Here is a 16,881-nt window from a genome sequence, read left to right as displayed (position 1 = left end):
CCGTCGTCCCTCGCAGTATTCGAATCACGGCGTCAACGACGTCGCCCGAATCCACCTGCGGAGGACAACCCCATGTCGAACATCACCGGCAAAATCGTACTTATCACCGGCGCCAGCAGCGGCATCGGCGAATCCACGGCGCGCCTGCTGGCAGCCCAGGGCGCAACCGTCGTGCTGGGCGCGCGACGCCTCGAACGGCTGGAAAAGCTCGTCGCCGAGATCGGCGAACGCGGTGGCATCGCCGCCTGCCGCGCGCTGGACGTGACCAGTCGCGAGAGCACCCAGGCCTTCGTCGACTTCGCCGAACAGCGCTTCGGCCGCGTCGATGTAATCGTCAACAACGCCGGGGTGATGCCGCTTTCACCGCTGGACGCACTGAAGGTGGACGAGTGGGACCGCATGATCGACGTCAACATCCGTGGCGTGCTGCACGGCATCGCCGCCGGCCTGCCGCTGATGCAGCGCCAGCGCGCCGGCCAGTTCGTCAACATCGCCTCCATCGGCGCCTACGCGGTGAGCCCGACCGCAGCGGTGTACTGCGCCACCAAGTACGCGGTGCGGGCCATCTCCGAAGGCCTGCGCCAGGAGGTCGGTGGCGATATCCGCGTGACCCTGGTGTCCCCGGGCGTCACCGAATCGGAACTGGCCGAAAGCATTTCCGATGACAGCGCCCGCTCGGCCATGGACGACTTCCGCCGCATCGCCATTCCGGCCGAAGCCATCGCCCGCGCCATCGCCTATGCCATCGACCAGCCGGCCGATGTCGACGTCAGCGAGCTGGTGGTGCGCCCCACCGCCAGCCCCTACTGAGGACGCCGCCATGACCCTTCGTACAGGCAACACCCTGGCCGCGGCCTGCCTGGCCGTGTTCGGCTCGCTGACCTTCGCCTCGCTGGAAGCCGCCGGCAACGAGCGGCACGAACGTGGCGTCGAGGTGATGGATCACTTGTCCGGCGGTGCCGGGCAACCGGTACTCGAAGCGCTGCGCGAGGACTATCCCTTTCTCGCCGAGGGCATCACCCAGTACGCATTGGGCGATGTCTGGGGACGCAACGAGCTGGATGATCGCACCCGCCAACTGGCAGTGATCGCCGCCTTCGCCGCTCAGGGCAATCTGCAGTACATGAAAGTCCACGCCGGCTACGCGTTGCGCCTGGGCGTCACCCGTGAGGAGCTGAAGGAGGTGGTCTACCTGACGACCGTGACCGCCGGCTTTCCCCGCGCCATCGATGCCGCTCAGGCATTGCGCGAGGTGCCGGACCCGGCGCCGCGCTGAGTTACGCCGTGCTGCGCAGCCGGGCCAGATCCTTCACCGGCGAGGCGCCGAACAGGCGGCTGTACTCGCGACTGAACTGCGAGGGGCTTTCGTAGCCGACCCGGTAGCCGGCGCTGGAAACGTCGAGCCCCTCGGCGATCAGCAGCCGCCGCGCCTCCTGCAGGCGCAGCTGCTTCTGGTATTGCAGCGGGCTCATCGCGGTGAGCGCCTTGAAACGGTGATGCAGCGTCGAGCTGCTGAGGTTGACCCGCTGCGCCAGTTCCTCGATACGCAGCGGCTCGACGTAGTTGCGGTTCAGCCATTCGATGGCGCGGGTGACGCGATGGCCCTGGCTGTCGCGCACTGCGATCTCGTGCAGGTGGCGGCCCTGGCGACCGCAAAGCAGGCGGTAGAAGATCTCGCGCATGGCCAGCGGCGCCAGCACCGGGATGTCCTGCGGGCTGGCGAGCAGTCGCACCAGACGTAGCGTGGCATCCAGCAACGGCGCATCGATGCGGTCCAGATAGACCCCGCGCGCCGGCCCTTCCACGGGCTGGCTCAACGGCGCGCTTTCGGCCACCAGGGTGGCGACCATTGCCGGGTCGATATCCAGGCGAATGCACAGGTACGGCTCGCCGGACGAGGCCTCCAGCACGCGACCGGCCACCGGCACGGTGACCGATACCACCAGGTAGTGCAGCGCATCGTAGGTGTACAGCTCGTCGCCCAGGCGCACCTCCTTGCTGCCCTGCACGATGATGCACAGCGCCGGCTTGTGCAGCCCGTGCACCAGTTCGCTCGGCGCGCTGCAGCGGATCAGATAGAGGTCGTCAATCGCGGTGGGATGCATGCCGTCGTCGCGCAAGAGGCCATCGATCAGCCGCGCCAGGGCGGCACGCTGGGCAATCGTTTCCTCGGCGGAATGAAGGTCCATCTGGTTCATTGCAGGCAAACCGGTGGGAGCGGAAAAGGACGGTTAGCTTAGCAGCCCATCCGGTCCGCGGTCGTCCCGCCCCATGGCAGTGCATCGACACGACGATGTCACCGAGTGAAGCACCAAAGCGATGCACCGGCTAACATCGTCGCATGGCCAACCGGTGGCGCAGCTGCCGTGGCCGCGTCGCATCTCAATTCCTGACTGCCTGGCCAGCTTTTTGCTACACCCTGGTCATGAAAAACCCAGCGGACGCCTCCATGCCCGAATCCCAGACCGCGCGCCTCCAGCTCTGCGGCATCACCAAACAGTACCCAGGCTGCCTGGCCAACGACCGTATCGACCTGTCGATCCAGCCGGGCGAGATCCACGCCCTGCTCGGCGAGAACGGCGCCGGCAAGAGCACCCTGATGAAGATCATCTACGGCGTGACCCAGCCGGACGCCGGCGAAATCCACTGGCAGGGCGAACGGGTGACCATGCGCGACCCGGCCCAGGCCCGCGAACGCGGCATCGGCATGGTGTTCCAGCACTTCTCGCTGTTCGAGACGCTCTCTGTGGCGGAAAACATCGCCCTGGCGCTGGGCGCCAGGGCCGGCACGCCGAAGCAGCTGGAGCCGAAGATCCGCGAGGTCTCGCAGCGCTACGGCATGCCGCTGGAGCCGCAACGGCTGGTGCACAGCCTGTCTATCGGCGAGCGTCAGCGGGTGGAGATCATCCGTTGCCTGATGCAGGACATCCGCCTGCTGATTCTCGACGAACCGACCTCGGTGCTCACCCCGCAGGAGGCCGACGAGCTGTTCGTGACCCTACGCCGGCTGGCGGCCGAGGGCTGCAGCATCCTGTTCATCAGCCACAAGCTCAACGAGGTGCGCGCGCTGTGCCAGAGCGCCACGGTGCTGCGCGCCGGCCGCGTGTCCGGCGAGTGCGTGCCGGCCGATTGCTCGGACCTGGAACTGGCGCGGCTGATGGTCGGCGATGCCGAGGGGCTGGAAGCCGAATACCCGAAGAGCGAGGGCCGCGCGCCGTTCCTGCGGGTCGAGCGGCTGTCCTGGCACAACGCCGATCCGTTCGGCGTGTCCCTCGAAGAGGTGGACCTGGAGGTACGCGCCGGCGAGATCGTCGGCATCGCCGGGGTCGCCGGCAACGGCCAGGACGAACTGCTCGCCCTGCTCAGTGGCGAACAGCGCCTGCCTGCCGCAGAGGCCATGCACATCCGCTTTCTCGGTGACGACGTCGCCCACCTGCGCCCCGACGCCCGCCGTCGCCACGGCATGGCCTTCGTGCCGGCCGAACGCCTCGGTCACGGCGCGGTGCCGAGCATGAGCCTGGCCGACAACGGCCTGCTCACCGCCTATCAACAGACCGGCATGGTCGAGCAGGGCATGATCCGCCGCGGCAAGGTGCGCGCCTTCGCCGAACAGGTCATCCAGCGCTTCGCCGTGAAGACGCCGGATGCACAAACCCCGGCGGCAAGCCTGTCCGGCGGCAACCTGCAGAAATTCATCCTCGGGCGCGAGATCCTGCAGCAGCCGAAGCTGCTGATCGCCGCGCACCCGACCTGGGGCGTGGATGTCGGCGCGGCCGCGGCGATCCACCGCGCGCTGATCGAACTGCGCGATGCCGGCGCGGCGATCCTGGTGATCTCCGAAGACCTGGAGGAGCTGTTCCAGATCAGCGACCGCATCGCCGCCCTGAGCGACGGCAGGCTGTCGCCACAGCGCGCTACTGCCAGCACCTGCCCGGTCGAAGTCGGCCGCTGGATGGCCGGCCAGTTCGATACCAGCGACACCCCTGTTTCCACCTCTGCCGCCTGACGAGAATCCATCATGCTGTTATCCCTGCAACCCCGCGGCGAGGCCTCACGGGCCATGCTCTGGTTCTCGCCATTGCTGGCGGCACTGCTGACGCTGCTGAGCGGCGCGCTGCTGTTCGCGCTGCTCGGCCATCCGCCGCTGGAAACCCTCAAGGTGCTGCTGATCGACCCGCTCGGCGATCTCTACGGCGTCTCCGAACTGCTGGTCAAGGCGCTGCCGATCCTGCTTTGCGCCCTCGGCCTGGCGGTGGTCTACAACGCACGCATCTGGAACATTGGCGCCGAAGGCCAGCTGCTCATCGGCGCCCTGGCCGGCAGCGCGCTGGCGGTCAACATCATCGACTGGGATTCGCGCTGGGCACTGGTACTGACGCTGCTGCTCGGCACCCTTGGCGGTGCCGCCTGGGCCGGGCTCTGCGCCTGGCTGAAGACGGCGTTCAACGCCAACGAAATCCTCACCAGCATCATGCTCAACTACATTGCGCTGAACCTGCTGCTGTTCGCCGTGCACGGCCCGCTGAAGGACCCGGAAGGCTTCAACTTCCCCGAGTCGGCGATGTTCGGCGACGCCATCCGGCTGCCCGAACTGATCGAAGGGCTGCGCGTGCATGGCGGTTTCTACTTCGCGCTACTGGCACTGGTGGTGGTCTGGGTGCTGCTGCAGAAGAGTTTTCTTGGCTTCCAGATCAAGGTGCTCGGCCTGGACAAGCGCGCCGCCGGCTTTGTCGGTTTCCGCGACAAGAAACTGGTATGGATCGCTCTGCTGATTAGCGGCGGCCTGGCCGGGCTGGCCGGTGTCGCCGAAGTCACCGGGCCAATCGGCCAACTGGTGCCGCAAGTTTCACCGGGCTATGGCTACGCGGCGATCACCGTGGCCTTCCTCGGTCGCCTGAACCCCATCGGTATCGTCTTCGCCAGTCTGCTGATGGCGCTGCTCTACCTCGGTGGCGAGAACGCGCAGATGGCCGCCAACCTGCCGCAATCCATCACTCAGCTGTTCCAGGGCATGGTGCTGTTCTTCCTGCTCGCCTGCGACGTACTGATCCTCTACCGCCCGCGCCTGAAGCTGTGGGCGCGCAAACCAGCGCTTGTCAGCGCCAAAGAGGAGCCGGCCACATGATCGTCCGCGCTGCGCTACTGCCCTTTTCACCCACTGCCCGCCGCTTGAAGTTCGAGGCCTGACCGATGGACATGGATCTGCTGACCAATATCTTCTACGCCATGATCCGCACCGGCACGCCGCTGCTGCTGGTCGCCCTCGGCGAGCTGGTGTGCGAGAAAACCGGCGTACTCAACCTCGGCCAGGAGGGCATGATGCTCTTCGGCGCGGTGATCGGCTTCATCGTCGCCTTCGCCAGCGGCAACCTCTGGCTCGGCGTGCTGTTCGCCTGCCTGGCCGGTGTGCTGCTCTCGCTGCTGTTCGCCATGGTGGCCCTGGGCTTCAACGCCAATCAGGTAGCCACCGGCCTGGCGCTGACCATCTTCGGCGTCGGCCTGTCGTCCTTCGTCGGTGCCAGCTGGGTCGGCAAGCCGCTGGCCGGCTTCGAGCCGATCGCAATTCCGCTGCTCAGCGAAATTCCAGTGATCGGCCGCATGCTGTTCGCCCAGGACCTGCTGGTGTACCTGTCCTTCGGGCTGTTTGCGTTGGTGGCCTGGGTGCTGCTGAAAAGCCGCATCGGCCTGATCATCCAGGCCGTCGGCGAAAACCCCAACGCCGCCAGCGCCATGGGCCTGCCGGTACTGCGCGTGCGCACCCTGGCGGTGATGTTCGGCGGCGGAATGGCTGGGCTTGCCGGCGGCTACATGTCGCTGGCGTACACGCCGATGTGGGCGGAAAACATGACCGCAGGCCGCGGCTGGATCGCCCTGGCCCTGGTGGTCTTCGCCAGCTGGCGGGTGAGCCGCGTCCTGCTCGGCGCCTACCTGTTTGGCCTGGCCAGCATCCTGCACCTGGTGGCGCAGGGCCTCGGCCTGGCGATCCCCGGCAACCTGCTGGCGATGCTGCCGTATGTGGCGACCATTCTGGTGCTGGTGCTGCTGTCGCGGGATGCGATCCGCACGCGGCTGTATGCGCCGGTGTCGCTGGGGCAACCTTGGCAGCCGGGGCATTGATTTGTCGGGCGAGTTGACTATGCGGAACCAGGCCGGTTGGTGAGTTTCTTGAGAGCTTGGTTTCGCCCTGCTGGGCGAGTTCCTTTTGGCAGCCGCCCGGATGGCCGGCCCCGCCAAAAGCAACCAAAAAGTCTTGCCCCTGCCATCCGGGTCTCGCTACGCGAGACTTCCCTCATTCCATCGTTGCTCCGAGGGTCGCCGCGCAAGGGGCGGTCGGTATCGCCTGTTGGTTCGTGCAAAAACAACCAAACAACCAGCAAGCCCTGGCTCTGATGCCGAGACCGTCAGCGACAGCTGGGCATCTTAAAAACGAGTAGCTGGGCACAGAACTACGCTTCAAGCCTTTCTGCATTTCAAAGACTCTGCATCGTCCGGCACTTGGGAAACGCTGAGCATCCCCAAAATTGCTGCCCTGCTTTTGCCCCCGACCTCACGGTGCGGATCAGCAGCGCACTGCCGCATTTCGGGCATTGTCGTTCTGCGGTTGGATCGCTACGGCGCCTGAGGTTTTGCACATGCTCACGGTGGGTGGCGAGGGTTGCCGCTCGGCGGTCGGTTTGCAGGGCATGCAGCATGGCGACGACCTCAGCCTCGCTGAATACCGGCTGCTGGAATGACCTGATGTAGCGGATAAAGCCGATGCCCTGGGTCACGTTGGCAGGCACTTCGGTTTTGAAGGTGCTGCCGCCGACAAAGGTGATGACCGAGTGCAGGTGCTCGGGGCTAACGCCAAGGGTGGCTTCCAGGGCCTTGAGGTGCTTGTAGTTCTGGCGTAACGGGTTCTGGAACTTGAACGTGCGTTTGTAGAGCTTCTGCGTCCACTGCGCCTGCTTTTCGCTACCGAAGATCCAGCCACTCATGTTCTTCGTTTCCAGTACGAAAATGCCGTACGGCGAAAGAAAAACGTGGTCTATCTGCGTGGTGCCGTCTGGCGTGTTCAAGGTGACATTGTGCAGGCGGCGGTAGGTCTGCTTGTCCAACTGCCAATGGGCAAACAGCCGCACCAGCAGTTCACCAATATGGCCCTTGGCCCAAGGCGACTTGAGCAGGCTAATCAGAAGGGCGGCCGGGATGAACCAAGCCAACATGCCCCAGGCCTGCGCGATGATGGGGGTGAAGTCCATTTCCTATCCCTGGGTGATTCTGAATTAACCGGATAGTAGCGAAACTTGGCGTAATGGCACGACAGTGTCGCGCACCTCCGTACGCCCCTTTGTCTCTGCGGGGTCAGCCTTAAGGGTGTGCCGGCTGCTGTATCTGGTAGCGCGTGCTGCGCTCGCCAGCGGGCAGTCGGGCAAGGCAGCCCTTCTCGACAAGATCGCTCAGATGGCGCGTGGCGGTGGCTTTCGAGACTTTGGCCACAGCTTGGCAGGAAGAAGACTGGACGACTTCCTTACTGGTTCAAGAGCAGCCGCAGCGATGCAGGCCTCGACCCAATTTCTACGAGCCGGCATTGCGCACTTCTGATTGGCTGCTGCCAGATCCAGAGCGGGTCATTCATGAGGGCTGCTCGTCTGTGAGCCGATTAGCGAGCTTATTCGGCTCACTGTCTTGGCTACCGGGCTTGAAAGCGCCTGGGCAGTGCGATTGATCCGCCTTGGCAGGCGGTTGGCGCGTCATTCAGGGACTCAGCTCAATATCAATCCAACGTGTACTCAAACGTACTCACCACCCGCAGCCGTTTCCCCACGGTCCGCCCACTGTCCATATCACTGCCATCGTCATCGATAACCCGAATCACACCCTGGTTGGCATTCTTCAAGCGCCCCAGCGTGGCACCGGCATCCTCGGCAAAACGCGTCGCCTGCTCACGGGCATTGCTGGTGGCGGCTTCCAGCAACTGCGGCTTGAGCTCATTGAAGCCACGCAACTGATAGCGCGGCCCGGCGAAGCCGTTCATCTCGGTATCCAGCTGAACACCGGCCAAGATCAGCGGATCGATGGCATTGGCCGCCTTGCCCACCGCGTCGACGCGCTCTGACTTGACCAGCACCTGACCCTGGCCATTGAAGCGCAGCGCCACATCGCGCGAAGCCCATTCACGCGCCAGCAGATCCTGGACCTGCAACGGTCGCACTTCGATCTCCGCGTCGGTGAAGCCCTGCTCGCGGAGGAAATCCAGCACCAGCTGGCGATCCTCGCTCAGCCCCTTCTGCACTTCGGCGAACTGATCGCCACCACGGCGAAAGCCCAGCGTCCAAACCGCAAAGTCGCTCTTCACGTCCATCTCCGCCAGGCCCTTGACCGTCACAGTGCGGTCGGCCATGCGGAAACGCTCCACGCCCTGCCCCACCGACCAGCCGGCGAAGGCCACTGCCGCGGCGATCAACGCCGCCGGCAGAAATCCGATTCGTGCTGTAGCCACGTGCTTCTCCCCTTAGGAATTGACCGAATGCGCATGCTACTCCAGCGCCGTGCGAACACCAGTCACCAGCGCTCAACCGCGGCCCAGGCGCTGCAACGCCTCCAGCCGGAAGGCAATGTGCTGCTCCAGCTCGCTCAGCTCGCGCTCCAGCCGCGCGCACTGCTGCGTATCGCTGCAGGCCTCCAGCCGTTCGCGCAACGCGGCACGCTGCGCCAGCAATTCCACTTCCCGGGGCGGCACCCCGGCGCTCTTCAGCACCGAGAACGGCAAGCGCAGGCCCGGTGGCGTCTGCAGCCAGCCTTCGTCCACCACCAGCGGTTCGCCTTTTTCCTGCACGCCGCGCTGCCATCTGGCGATGTCGCGGGCGATGCGTTGTTCGATGTCCTGATCGCTCATGACTCGCGCCTCTTCTACCTGCCCGGTCATGAAAACGCAGCTGCGTGGCTTTTGTCAGCGGCCGGCCGACGCCAGGTCATTGGCACGTCGGTTGCGTTGCGTCTGTATGATTGCGCCCCGCGCGATGCGAACTTTTGCCGCCGCGTTCATTCTTTTGCTTAGCGCCACCGCTACCGATCCGAGGAGCCACCCCTTTGCCCAGTCTCAACCTGCAGATTCTTGTCGCGGCCTGCCTGGGCGTGGCCATCGGCTGGCTGACCGGCACACTGCCGACCGACGCGCCCGTACGCGAGGGCGTGCTCTATGCAAGCACCCTGGCCGGGAGCATCTTCATCGGCCTGCTGAAGATGGTGCTGATCCCGCTGATCTTCACCTCCATCGTGGTCGGCGTGGCCAATCTGCAGGCGCACCATCAGGTGCACCGGGTGTGGGGCGGCGCCCTGGTCTACTTCACCCTCACAACCAGTGCGGCGATGCTGGTGGCGCTGGTCGCGGCGAACATCTTCAAGCCGGGCGCGGGGCTGTCGCTGGATCTGTTCGCCGAGGCGATGAACGACTTCGAGGCGCGTCAGCTGACGCTGCCGGAGTTCTTCCTGCACTTCTTCGCCAACCTGTTCCAGAACCCCTTCGCCGCGCTGGCCAACGGCAGCATCCTGGCCGTCGTGGTGTTCGCCATGTTCATCGGCATCGCGCTGGTGGCCGGGGGCGACCGCTACCGCAATATCCTCGTGGTGCTGCAGGAATTTCTCGAGCTGATGATGCGCATCATCAGCTGGATCATGCGCCTGGCGCCGCTGGGCATCCTCGCGCTGCTGATCAAGCTGGTGGCCGAGCAGGATGTGGCGCTGCTCAGCGCCGTCGGCGGCTTCATCGTGCTGGTGTTCGCCACCACGCTGTTTCACGGCATCGTGGTGCTGCCAGGCATTCTCTTCCTCACGACCGGCAAATCGCCGCTGTGGTTTTTCCGTGGAACCCGCGAGGCGCTGATCACGGCGTTTGCCACCAGCTCCAGTGCGGCGACATTGCCGATCTCCCTGCGTTGCGCGGAGGACAACCTCAAGGTGCGCCCGGGCATCGCCGGCTTCGTGCTGCCGCTGGGCGCGACCATGAACATGGACGGCACAGCACTCTACGAAGCGGCAGCTGCGCTGTTCGTCGCCAACCTGATGGGTATCGAGTTGAGCCTGGCGCAGCAGGCGGTGGTGTTCTTCACGGCGATGATCGCCTCGACCGGCGCGCCGGGGATTCCCAGCGCCGGCATGGTGACCATGGTGATGGTGTTGCAGGCGGTCGGCCTGCCGGCCGAGGCGGTGGCGATCCTGCTGCCGATCGACCGCTTGCTGGACACGGTGCGCACGGCAGTCAACGTCGAGGGCGACATCATTGGCAGTGTGGTGGTGCAGCGTTTCGCCGACCGCGCCTAGCGCAGGACTCCGCGCAACATCAGCTCGACGACTCCTTGCGGGTCTTGGCGATCAGCTCCGGGTCGATGCCCCAGCATTCGTCCAGATACCAGTCCTCACCGAACATTTCCGCCGGATGCTGGGTGCGGCCCGCGCCGTTGCCGCAGGCCATCGAAGTTGCCGGGCAATAGCGGTCGCAGCCCCAGCACACACGTTCGGGGTGGGAAGGTTCGAGGGGAAATTTCTTGGCCATTGCGCGTGCCTTTTCTGGCGTTGTTGCAGTGGCCACAGGCTAAGCCTCCTCGCCGCCGCCAGACTTGATCATGCTCAAGAACGACCGGTATCGGCGCACAACAACTGTATGCACATACAGATAAAGATTGCCTGAAGCGCCGTTTGTGCACATGCTTCGCGCCATCGACCGCTGCCGTCACAGCCTCCATGCAACTCTATCTCTGCGAAAAACCTTCCCAGGCCCGCGACATCGCCAAGGTGCTCGGCGCCAACCGGCGTGGCGACGGTTGCCTGCAGGGCGCCGGGGTGACGGTGACCTGGTGCATCGGCCATCTGCTGGAAACCGCCCCGCCGGATGCCTATGACCCGCGCTACAAGCGCTGGGTGCTGGCCGACCTGCCGATCGTGCCGGCGCGCTGGAAGATGCTGGTCAAGCCGAAGACCGCCAGCCAGTTCAAGGCGGTCAAGCGCCTGCTCGGCGAATGCAGCGAACTGGTGATCGCCACCGACGCCGACCGCGAAGGCGAGATGATCGCCCGCGAGCTGGTCGAGCATTGCCGCTATCGCGGGCCGATCCGCCGGCTGTGGCTGTCGGCCCTGGACGATGCCTCGATCCGCAAGGCGCTGGCCGCGCTCAAGCCCGGCGCCGAGACTTTCAATCTCTACCATGCCGCCCTCGGCCGCTCGCGTGCCGACTGGCTGATCGGCATGAACATGAGCCGGCTGTTCACCCTGCTCGGCCGCCAGTCCGGCTACCAGGGCGTGCTGCCGGTGGGCCGGGTGCAGACGCCAACGCTGCGTCTGGTAGTGGACCGCGACCGCAGCATTGCCGACTTCATACCGGTGCCGTTCTGGGCCATCGACGTGCAGCTGCTCGCCGATGGCACCGCGTTCACCGCGCAGTGGCAGGCGCCTGACGACCATTGCGATGACCAGGGCCGCTGCCTCGATCAGGCTCGTGCGCAGCAGGCTGCGGACGCCATGCGCAACGCCGCCAGCGCCCGTCTGCTGAAGCTCAAGACCGAGCGCCAGCGCGAGGCCGCACCCTTGCCGTTCGATCTCGGCACGCTGCAGGAAGTCTGCTCGAAGAAGCTCGGGCTCGGTGCCCAGGAAACCCTCGACATCGCCCAGGCGCTGTACGAAACCCACAAGCTGATCACCTACCCGCGCAGCGATTGCGGCTACCTGCCGCTGAGCCAGCACGGCGAGGCGCGGGCCATCGTCGCTGCGCTGACTCAAGCCGACCCGACGCTCGCGGCGCTGCAGCCGCATCTGGACCTGTCGCGCCGCTCGCGGGCCTGGAACGACGCCAAGGTCGGCGCCCACCACGGCATCATCCCCACCGCCGCGACGCGTGGTCTGGAACGCCTGGCCGGGCGCCCGCGCGCGGTGTATGAGTTGATCCGCGCGCGCTACCTGGCGCAGTTCCTGCCCAACCACGAGTACGACCGCACCCAGGCTGACTTCGACTGCGCCGGCCAGGCGCTGCGGGCGGTGGGCAAGCGCATCGTTGAACCGGGCTGGAAACGCGCCATGCCCGAAGCACTGGCACCGACACGCGGGAGTCGCGAAGCGCCAGCACCGCAAAGCCTGCCGGCATTGCAGCAGGACCAGGATTACGCGGTGGGCGAGATCAACCTCAAGGACCAGCAGACCCAGCCGCCTAAGCCCTTTACCGAAGGCGACCTGATCAAGGCCATGAAGAACGTCGCCAAGCTGGTGGACGACCCGCGGCTGAAACAGAAACTCAAGGACACCACCGGCATCGGCACCGAGGCGACCCGCGCGGGCATCATCCAGGGCCTGCTCGACCGCGGCTATCTGGTTCGCCAGGGCAAGGCGCTGGCGGCGACACCAGCGGCGTTCAGCCTGATCGATGCCGTGCCGCGGCCGATCGCCGATCCCGGGACTACGGCGATCTGGGAGCAGGCGCTGGACATGGTGCAGAGCGGCGAGATGCCGCTGGAAGAATTCGTCGCCAAACAGTCGGCGTGGATGAGCAAGCTGGTCGAACGCTGCGCCGGGCTGCGCATGACCATCAGCGGCCCGCCGATGGCCACCGGCCGCGGCGGAAAACCATGGAAGAAGAAACGCAGCGCCGCACCACGCAAACTGGCTCGCCGACGCAAGCCGGCAACCGCAGACTGAGCCACAGCTAGCGGGTGGTTACGTTTCCAGACTCGGTAGGCGCAGCGTGGGAGCGTTCTTGACCGCGAATCGCGCCTACCCCAGACCAGCCCGAAACAAGCAGCTGCCCTAGTGAATCTCCAGCACCTCGTAGCACTGCGGCTGGCCGTTGACCCGCAGCTCCACTTCGTCACCGATCCGGCGCCCCAGCAGCCCGTGCCCCAGCGGCGAACGCGGCGAGATCACCAGAATCTCCCGGCCTTCATGCTGCAATTTCAGCCCCGCGGCATCCGGGCCGAGGAAGAACCAGCGTTCGACGCCATCGTGCTCCAGGCAAAGCAGCGCTCCGACCCGCACGTACTCGTCCGAGCCGATGGTCGGATGCAGGTTGCGGTAGGCGGCCAGCGCTGTCTCGATCTCGTGCAGACGTCGTCTTTGCCCGTCGGCGAGGTAGGCCGCTTCCAGGCCACGGGTGTCGTACTTGTTCTCGGCCTTGCTCTCGGCATGGGTGGCGGCCTCGTGGGTCGCGGCGAGCACGGTCCTGGCGACCTCGCGGTCGGCTTCGAGGGTGGCGATGATCTGCTGCTGAAGGGCGGTCTTGTTCATGGGCCAGGCTTATAGCCCGACGGCGCGCCGAAGGGAATGGCTGCGTCGCTGTTCGGCGCTGCACCCGCCTCGATGACCGCATCGGCCAGCCAGGGATTGCGGCCCTCGGCGATCCACTCCAGCGTCTCGCGCCAGAAACCGTTGCGATGCCGATCATGGAACAGGCCGAAATGGCCGATGCGCTCGAAGCCCAGCGCACGCGGGTTGAGCTGCACCAGCTGGCGCGGACTGTTGCGAAAGTAGCCCAGCCCGCGGCGCATGGCGGCCGGCGTGGCGAACTCGTCGTCACTGGTGCTGACCGCGAGGATCGGCGCGCGAATCGCGGCGAAGCGGCTAAACAGCAGTTCGTGTTCGTCAGGCGGGTAGCTGTCTTCCAGGCGCGCGCCGCGCCGGGACCATTCCAGCGCGACGCCCGCCGGCAGATCCTCCAGCCAGCCGAAGCGCCGGCCGGGAAAATAGCCAGACAGCCGGGTAACCGCGGGCATGAACAGGTGCCATTTGGCGTACATACGCAGGCGCTGATCAGCGGCGTAGTCGCGCCAGTAGGCGTACTGCCCGGCCACGTTGAGGTAGCGGTCCACCCCGCTGGCGGCTTCGGCAAAGCCCGGCATGAAGCCACCGGCGCTATGCCCCACTGCAACCAGCAGCCCGTGCGGATCACGCTCACGCATATAGCGCACCGCGGCATCGAAGTCATACTCGCCCCAGTCGCGCCAGCGCATCTGCATGCCGCGCAGGCGCTGCGGTCGTGAGCCGCCGATGCCGCGAAAGTCGTAGGTCAGTGCAGTAAAACCGTGCTCAGTGAGAAAGCTCGCGTAGCGTGCGTAATAGCGCGAAAGCACCCCGGTGGCGCAGCTGATGATCACCGCGCCGCGCTCGGCGCCTGCCGGCCGCCACAGCTGCGCGGCGAGGGTGAAACCATCAGTGCAGTGCAGGGCAACGGACTCGGGCATGGCAAGGACCTTTCGAATTGTTGTGCCGCCACCTTGCCCCGCAGCGCACATTTTTGCCATAACCTGCCGGCACCTTTGCGCAGCGACCGCAGTCTGTTTATGACAGCCGCATTACCACTGCAGCCTGGTGGCCTGCAGCGCAATACCTCATCCTGGTTTCCACTGGCATTACCGCCCCGAACCAAGGCGCCGACGCGCTGCGGGTTCCTGGCGGCTTGGAGAAAAGTTCATGACCGGCGAACAGCTGATCGTCTTTGGCGTACTGGCGGCAACGCTGGTGCTGTTCGTCTGGAATCGCTGGCGCTACGACCTGGTCGCCCTCGGCGCGCTGCTCGCCTGCGCACTGACCGGCGTCGTGCCGGCGGACGAGGTGTTCTCCGGCATCGGCCATCCCGCCGTGATCTCGGTGGCCGCGGTGCTGGTCCTCAGCCGCGGCCTGCTCAACGCCGGCGTGGTGGATTCCGTAGCACGGCGGCTGATGCAGGTCGGCGAACGCCCATGGGCGCAGGTCGCCGCACTGACCGGAATCGTCGCGCTCAGCTCGGGCTTCATGAACAACGTCGGCGCGCTGGCGCTGTTCATGCCGGTGGCGATCTGGATGTCGCGCCAGAGCGGGCGCTCACCGTCGTATCTGCTGATGCCACTGGCGTTCGGCTCGTTGCTCGGCGGCACTCTGACGCTGATCGGCACCCCGCCGAACCTGATCATCGCCGGTTATCGCGCCGAGGCTGGCGAGGCACCGTTCGGCATGTTCGCCTTTCTCCCGGTGGGCGCTGCGGTGACCGTCGCCGGCGTGCTGTTTATCGCCCTGCTCGGCTGGCGGCTGGTGCCGCGGCGACAGGAACAGGAAGGCAACGGCGATTTGTTCGAGATCAGCGCCTACCTCACCGAAGTGCGGGTACCGGAAAGCTGCAAATACGCCGGACGCACGCTGCACGCGCTGATCAATGCGGTGGAGGACGAAGCCGATGTGCAGGTGATCGCCCTGGTGCGCGGCGATGAGCGTCAGCGCATGCCCTCGACCTACGAGGTGCTGCGCGAGGGCGACATCCTGCTGGTGGAGGCCGACTCGGACAGCCTCAAGGCGCTGCTCGACGTCACCGGCGTTGCGCTGGCGGCCCATGTCGACGAGCAGGAGGAGAAAGCACAGAAAGAGCAGGAGGCCGCCGAGCAGGCGGTCGAGGACGAGAAGACCGAGAAGAATCACAAGAGCCGGCACGGTGAGCTGACCCTGGCCGAAGCCATCGTCTCCCCCGGCTCGATACTGGTGGGCACGACCGCCAGCGGCCTCGACCTGCGCGAGCGCCACGGCGTCAACGTGCTGGCCGTAGCCCGCCAGGGGCAGCGGCTGCGCCAGCGCCTCGGCAAGATTCGCTTTGCTAGCGGCGACATCCTGCTGTTGCAAGCCCGCGAGGACGCGCTGCAGTCGAGCCTGAACAGCCTGGGATGCCTGCCGCTGGCGTCCCGCGGGCTGAGCATCACCACACCGCGTAACGTGCTGCTGGCCAGTGCCATCTTCGCCATCACGCTGGCCTGTATTGCCTTCGGCCTGGTGCCGGCAGCCACCGCGCTGGTCACCGGCGCGCTGGTGATGATCCTGGTCGGGCTGATTCCCGTGGGCGGCATCTACGACAGCATCGACATGCCGGTCATCGTGCTGGTCGCGGCGATGTTACCGGTCGGTGAGGCGCTGGAAAGCAGCGGAGGCTCGCAGCTGATTGCCGAAACCCTGCTGGGACTGGGCCAGTCGTTGCCAGCGGCGGCGACACTGGCGCTGCTGATGGTGGCAGTGATGCTGATCTCCAACGTGGTCAACAACGCCGCGGCGGCAGTGCTCGCCGCACCCGTGGCGATCAGCCTGGCACGTGGGATGGACGTCTCGGCTGATCCGTTCCTGATGGCCGTGGCGATCGGTGCCTCCTGTGCCTTCCTGACGCCCATCGGGCATCAGTCAAACACGCTGGTGATGGCACCGGGCGGCTACCGCTTCGGCGACTACTGGCGGCTGGGCCTGCCGCTGTCGATTCTGGTGGTGCTCTGCGCCGTACCGGCGATTCTCTGGATCTGGCCGCTATGAGCAGCCACAGTGGCACCGGTGCCCAGCGTCCGCGGGCGCTCCGACTACTACCAAGGCGGAAGGAAAATTAGCCCATTGAGCAATGGCAGTACACGCAGACAGATCCGACGATGGCTGCCAGAATCGCGTCGACCTGACGATGCGCAGCGCGCGGTGTCAGGCGAAACGGCATACCCTGCTTTGCGTGCGACGCCTGCAACACGAGATCGCTGATGATCCGCCAACGCCTCAAGACCCCGCTGGTATCCGCACTGCTCATCGCCATGCTGATGGGCTGGGGCGGCCATGCGCTGTCGTGGCTGAACGGCGCGGCTCAGCATGGTGCTGGCGCCCACTGGCACGACGATCACCATCATCACGCTCCCAGCCATGAATGGCGGCCCGGCAACTGCACGCTGTGCCAGCTGCAACACGTGCATGTGCTTGGCGATCACATCCACGAAACACCCCATCCCATGCTTCTGCTCAGCCTGTCTGCGCAGCCCGAGCGCACCGACCTGCCAGCCTGGCCACGGCGCGCGCTGCCAGAAGGGCCGGTGTCACGCATCGAGCGTCCACCTCGCGCCTGATCCTGCTGCGACCGCGGTCGCCTCAGGCGACCTC

The 16,881-nt window shown here is 65.8% G+C and carries 16 protein-coding genes and 1 pseudogene; 9 read left to right on the top strand and 8 right to left on the bottom strand.

Features of this window, described 5'->3' with window-relative positions; all coding sequences use genetic code 11:
- Nucleotides 1–72 precede the first annotated feature (72 nt).
- A complete protein-coding gene (locus CW305_RS01700; RefSeq protein ID WP_104096941.1) occupies nt 73–810 on the top strand; it encodes an SDR family oxidoreductase in 738 nt (245 codons plus the stop codon).
- Between the two features lie 10 nt (nt 811–820).
- Entirely contained in the window at nt 821–1,276 is a 456-nt protein-coding gene (locus CW305_RS01695) for a carboxymuconolactone decarboxylase family protein (protein ID WP_090521491.1), read from the top strand.
- Nucleotide 1,277: 1 nt separating this feature from the next.
- Here CW305_RS01695 and CW305_RS01690 read toward each other — a convergent pair whose 3' ends face one another.
- Nucleotides 1,278–2,198, bottom strand: a complete 921-nt coding sequence (locus tag CW305_RS01690; RefSeq protein WP_031297319.1) for an AraC family transcriptional regulator — start codon at nt 2,196–2,198, stop codon at nt 1,278–1,280.
- Nucleotides 2,199–2,449: 251 nt separating this feature from the next.
- Between CW305_RS01690 and CW305_RS01685 the strand changes: the two genes are divergently transcribed.
- From CW305_RS01685 to CW305_RS01675, 3 genes are all read left to right on the top strand, one after another.
- A complete protein-coding gene (locus CW305_RS01685; protein ID WP_014821135.1) occupies nt 2,450–4,006 on the top strand; it encodes an ABC transporter ATP-binding protein in 1,557 nt (518 codons plus the stop codon).
- Between the two features lie 12 nt (nt 4,007–4,018).
- The gene (locus CW305_RS01680; protein WP_104096940.1) at nt 4,019–5,125 is read left to right on the top strand and encodes an ABC transporter permease; all 1,107 of its coding nucleotides are present in this window, start codon (nt 4,019–4,021) and stop codon (nt 5,123–5,125) included.
- 65 nt (nt 5,126–5,190) lie between these two features.
- A complete protein-coding gene (locus tag CW305_RS01675) occupies nt 5,191–6,117 on the top strand; it encodes an ABC transporter permease (protein WP_014821137.1) in 927 nt (308 codons plus the stop codon).
- A gap of 353 nt (nt 6,118–6,470) precedes the next feature.
- On the opposite strand, the gene CW305_RS01670 is transcribed toward CW305_RS01675, so the two are convergent.
- From CW305_RS01670 to CW305_RS01655, 4 genes and pseudogenes are all read right to left on the bottom strand, one after another.
- The gene (locus CW305_RS01670) at nt 6,471–7,241 is read right to left on the bottom strand and encodes a nuclease-related domain-containing protein (RefSeq protein WP_014821138.1); all 771 of its coding nucleotides are present in this window, start codon (nt 7,239–7,241) and stop codon (nt 6,471–6,473) included.
- 109 nt (nt 7,242–7,350) lie between these two features.
- Nucleotides 7,351–7,488, bottom strand: a pseudogene (locus CW305_RS23630) (DUF4172 domain-containing protein); the annotation flags it as partial.
- 268 nt (nt 7,489–7,756) lie between these two features.
- A complete protein-coding gene (locus CW305_RS01660) occupies nt 7,757–8,482 on the bottom strand; it encodes an SIMPL domain-containing protein (RefSeq protein WP_041013295.1) in 726 nt (241 codons plus the stop codon).
- A 72-nt stretch (nt 8,483–8,554) separates the two neighbouring features.
- Nucleotides 8,555–8,878 carry a hypothetical protein gene (locus CW305_RS01655; protein WP_101274699.1) on the bottom strand — a complete coding sequence of 108 codons (324 nt, stop codon included), beginning with the start codon at nt 8,876–8,878 and terminating at the stop codon, nt 8,555–8,557.
- A gap of 194 nt (nt 8,879–9,072) precedes the next feature.
- Here CW305_RS01655 and CW305_RS01650 point away from each other — a divergent pair, with 194 nt between their 5' ends.
- The gene (locus CW305_RS01650) at nt 9,073–10,302 is read left to right on the top strand and encodes a dicarboxylate/amino acid:cation symporter (RefSeq protein WP_042926552.1); all 1,230 of its coding nucleotides are present in this window, start codon (nt 9,073–9,075) and stop codon (nt 10,300–10,302) included.
- A gap of 19 nt (nt 10,303–10,321) precedes the next feature.
- Here the strand turns inward: CW305_RS01650 and CW305_RS01645 are convergent, their stop codons facing one another.
- Nucleotides 10,322–10,534 (bottom strand): DUF3079 domain-containing protein, encoded by a 213-nt coding sequence (locus tag CW305_RS01645; protein WP_003300856.1) that lies wholly within the window; start codon nt 10,532–10,534, stop codon nt 10,322–10,324.
- A gap of 188 nt (nt 10,535–10,722) precedes the next feature.
- On the opposite strand from CW305_RS01645, the gene CW305_RS01640 reads away from it, so the two are divergent.
- Complete coding sequence (locus CW305_RS01640) at nt 10,723–12,663, top strand: DNA topoisomerase III (protein ID WP_104096939.1); 1,941 nt, start codon at nt 10,723–10,725, stop codon at nt 12,661–12,663.
- 108 nt (nt 12,664–12,771) lie between these two features.
- Here the strand turns inward: CW305_RS01640 and CW305_RS01635 are convergent, their stop codons facing one another.
- Both CW305_RS01635 and CW305_RS01630 read right to left on the bottom strand, forming a co-directional pair.
- Nucleotides 12,772–13,248, bottom strand: a complete 477-nt coding sequence (locus CW305_RS01635) for a GreA/GreB family elongation factor (RefSeq protein WP_023444431.1) — start codon at nt 13,246–13,248, stop codon at nt 12,772–12,774.
- Nucleotides 13,245–14,201 carry an alpha/beta hydrolase family protein gene (locus tag CW305_RS01630; RefSeq protein WP_104096938.1) on the bottom strand — a complete coding sequence of 319 codons (957 nt, stop codon included), beginning with the start codon at nt 14,199–14,201 and terminating at the stop codon, nt 13,245–13,247. The genes CW305_RS01635 and CW305_RS01630 overlap by 4 nt, the downstream gene beginning before the upstream one ends.
- 229 nt (nt 14,202–14,430) lie before the next feature.
- Between CW305_RS01630 and CW305_RS01625 the strand changes: the two genes are divergently transcribed.
- Nucleotides 14,431–16,278: an SLC13 family permease gene (locus tag CW305_RS01625; RefSeq protein WP_104096937.1), complete on the top strand. Its 1,848-nt coding sequence runs from the start codon at nt 14,431–14,433 to the stop codon at nt 16,276–16,278.
- Nucleotides 16,279–16,490: 212 nt separating this feature from the next.
- Entirely contained in the window at nt 16,491–16,847 is a 357-nt protein-coding gene (locus tag CW305_RS01620) for a hypothetical protein (protein WP_104096936.1), read from the top strand.
- Nucleotides 16,848–16,881 lie beyond the last annotated feature (34 nt).

Origin of the sequence: Stutzerimonas kunmingensis, from assembly GCF_002929225.1 — a bacterium.
Taxonomy (GTDB): Bacteria; Pseudomonadota; Gammaproteobacteria; order Pseudomonadales; family Pseudomonadaceae; genus Stutzerimonas.
The sequence above is the reverse complement of the archived record's forward strand: the minus strand, read 5'-3'. Positions and strand labels throughout refer to the sequence as shown.

Coding starts and splice junctions, on each gene's coding strand:
- CW305_RS01700 (WP_104096941.1), top strand. CDS start 73: ATGTCGAACATCACCGGCAAAATCGTACTTATCACCGGCGCCAGCAGC.
- CW305_RS01695 (WP_090521491.1), top strand. CDS start 821: ATGACCCTTCGTACAGGCAACACCCTGGCCGCGGCCTGCCTGGCCGTG.
- CW305_RS01690 (WP_031297319.1), bottom strand. CDS start 2,198: ATGAACCAGATGGACCTTCATTCCGCCGAGGAAACGATTGCCCAGCGT.
- CW305_RS01685 (WP_014821135.1), top strand. CDS start 2,450: ATGCCCGAATCCCAGACCGCGCGCCTCCAGCTCTGCGGCATCACCAAA.
- CW305_RS01680 (WP_104096940.1), top strand. CDS start 4,019: ATGCTGTTATCCCTGCAACCCCGCGGCGAGGCCTCACGGGCCATGCTC.
- CW305_RS01675 (WP_014821137.1), top strand. CDS start 5,191: ATGGACATGGATCTGCTGACCAATATCTTCTACGCCATGATCCGCACC.
- CW305_RS01670 (WP_014821138.1), bottom strand. CDS start 7,241: ATGGACTTCACCCCCATCATCGCGCAGGCCTGGGGCATGTTGGCTTGG.
- CW305_RS01655 (WP_101274699.1), bottom strand. CDS start 8,878: ATGAGCGATCAGGACATCGAACAACGCATCGCCCGCGACATCGCCAGA.
- CW305_RS01645 (WP_003300856.1), bottom strand. CDS start 10,534: ATGGCCAAGAAATTTCCCCTCGAACCTTCCCACCCCGAACGTGTGTGC.
- CW305_RS01640 (WP_104096939.1), top strand. CDS start 10,723: ATGCAACTCTATCTCTGCGAAAAACCTTCCCAGGCCCGCGACATCGCC.
- CW305_RS01635 (WP_023444431.1), bottom strand. CDS start 13,248: ATGAACAAGACCGCCCTTCAGCAGCAGATCATCGCCACCCTCGAAGCC.
- CW305_RS01630 (WP_104096938.1), bottom strand. CDS start 14,201: ATGCCCGAGTCCGTTGCCCTGCACTGCACTGATGGTTTCACCCTCGCC.
- CW305_RS01625 (WP_104096937.1), top strand. CDS start 14,431: ATGACCGGCGAACAGCTGATCGTCTTTGGCGTACTGGCGGCAACGCTG.
- CW305_RS01620 (WP_104096936.1), top strand. CDS start 16,491: ATGATCCGCCAACGCCTCAAGACCCCGCTGGTATCCGCACTGCTCATC.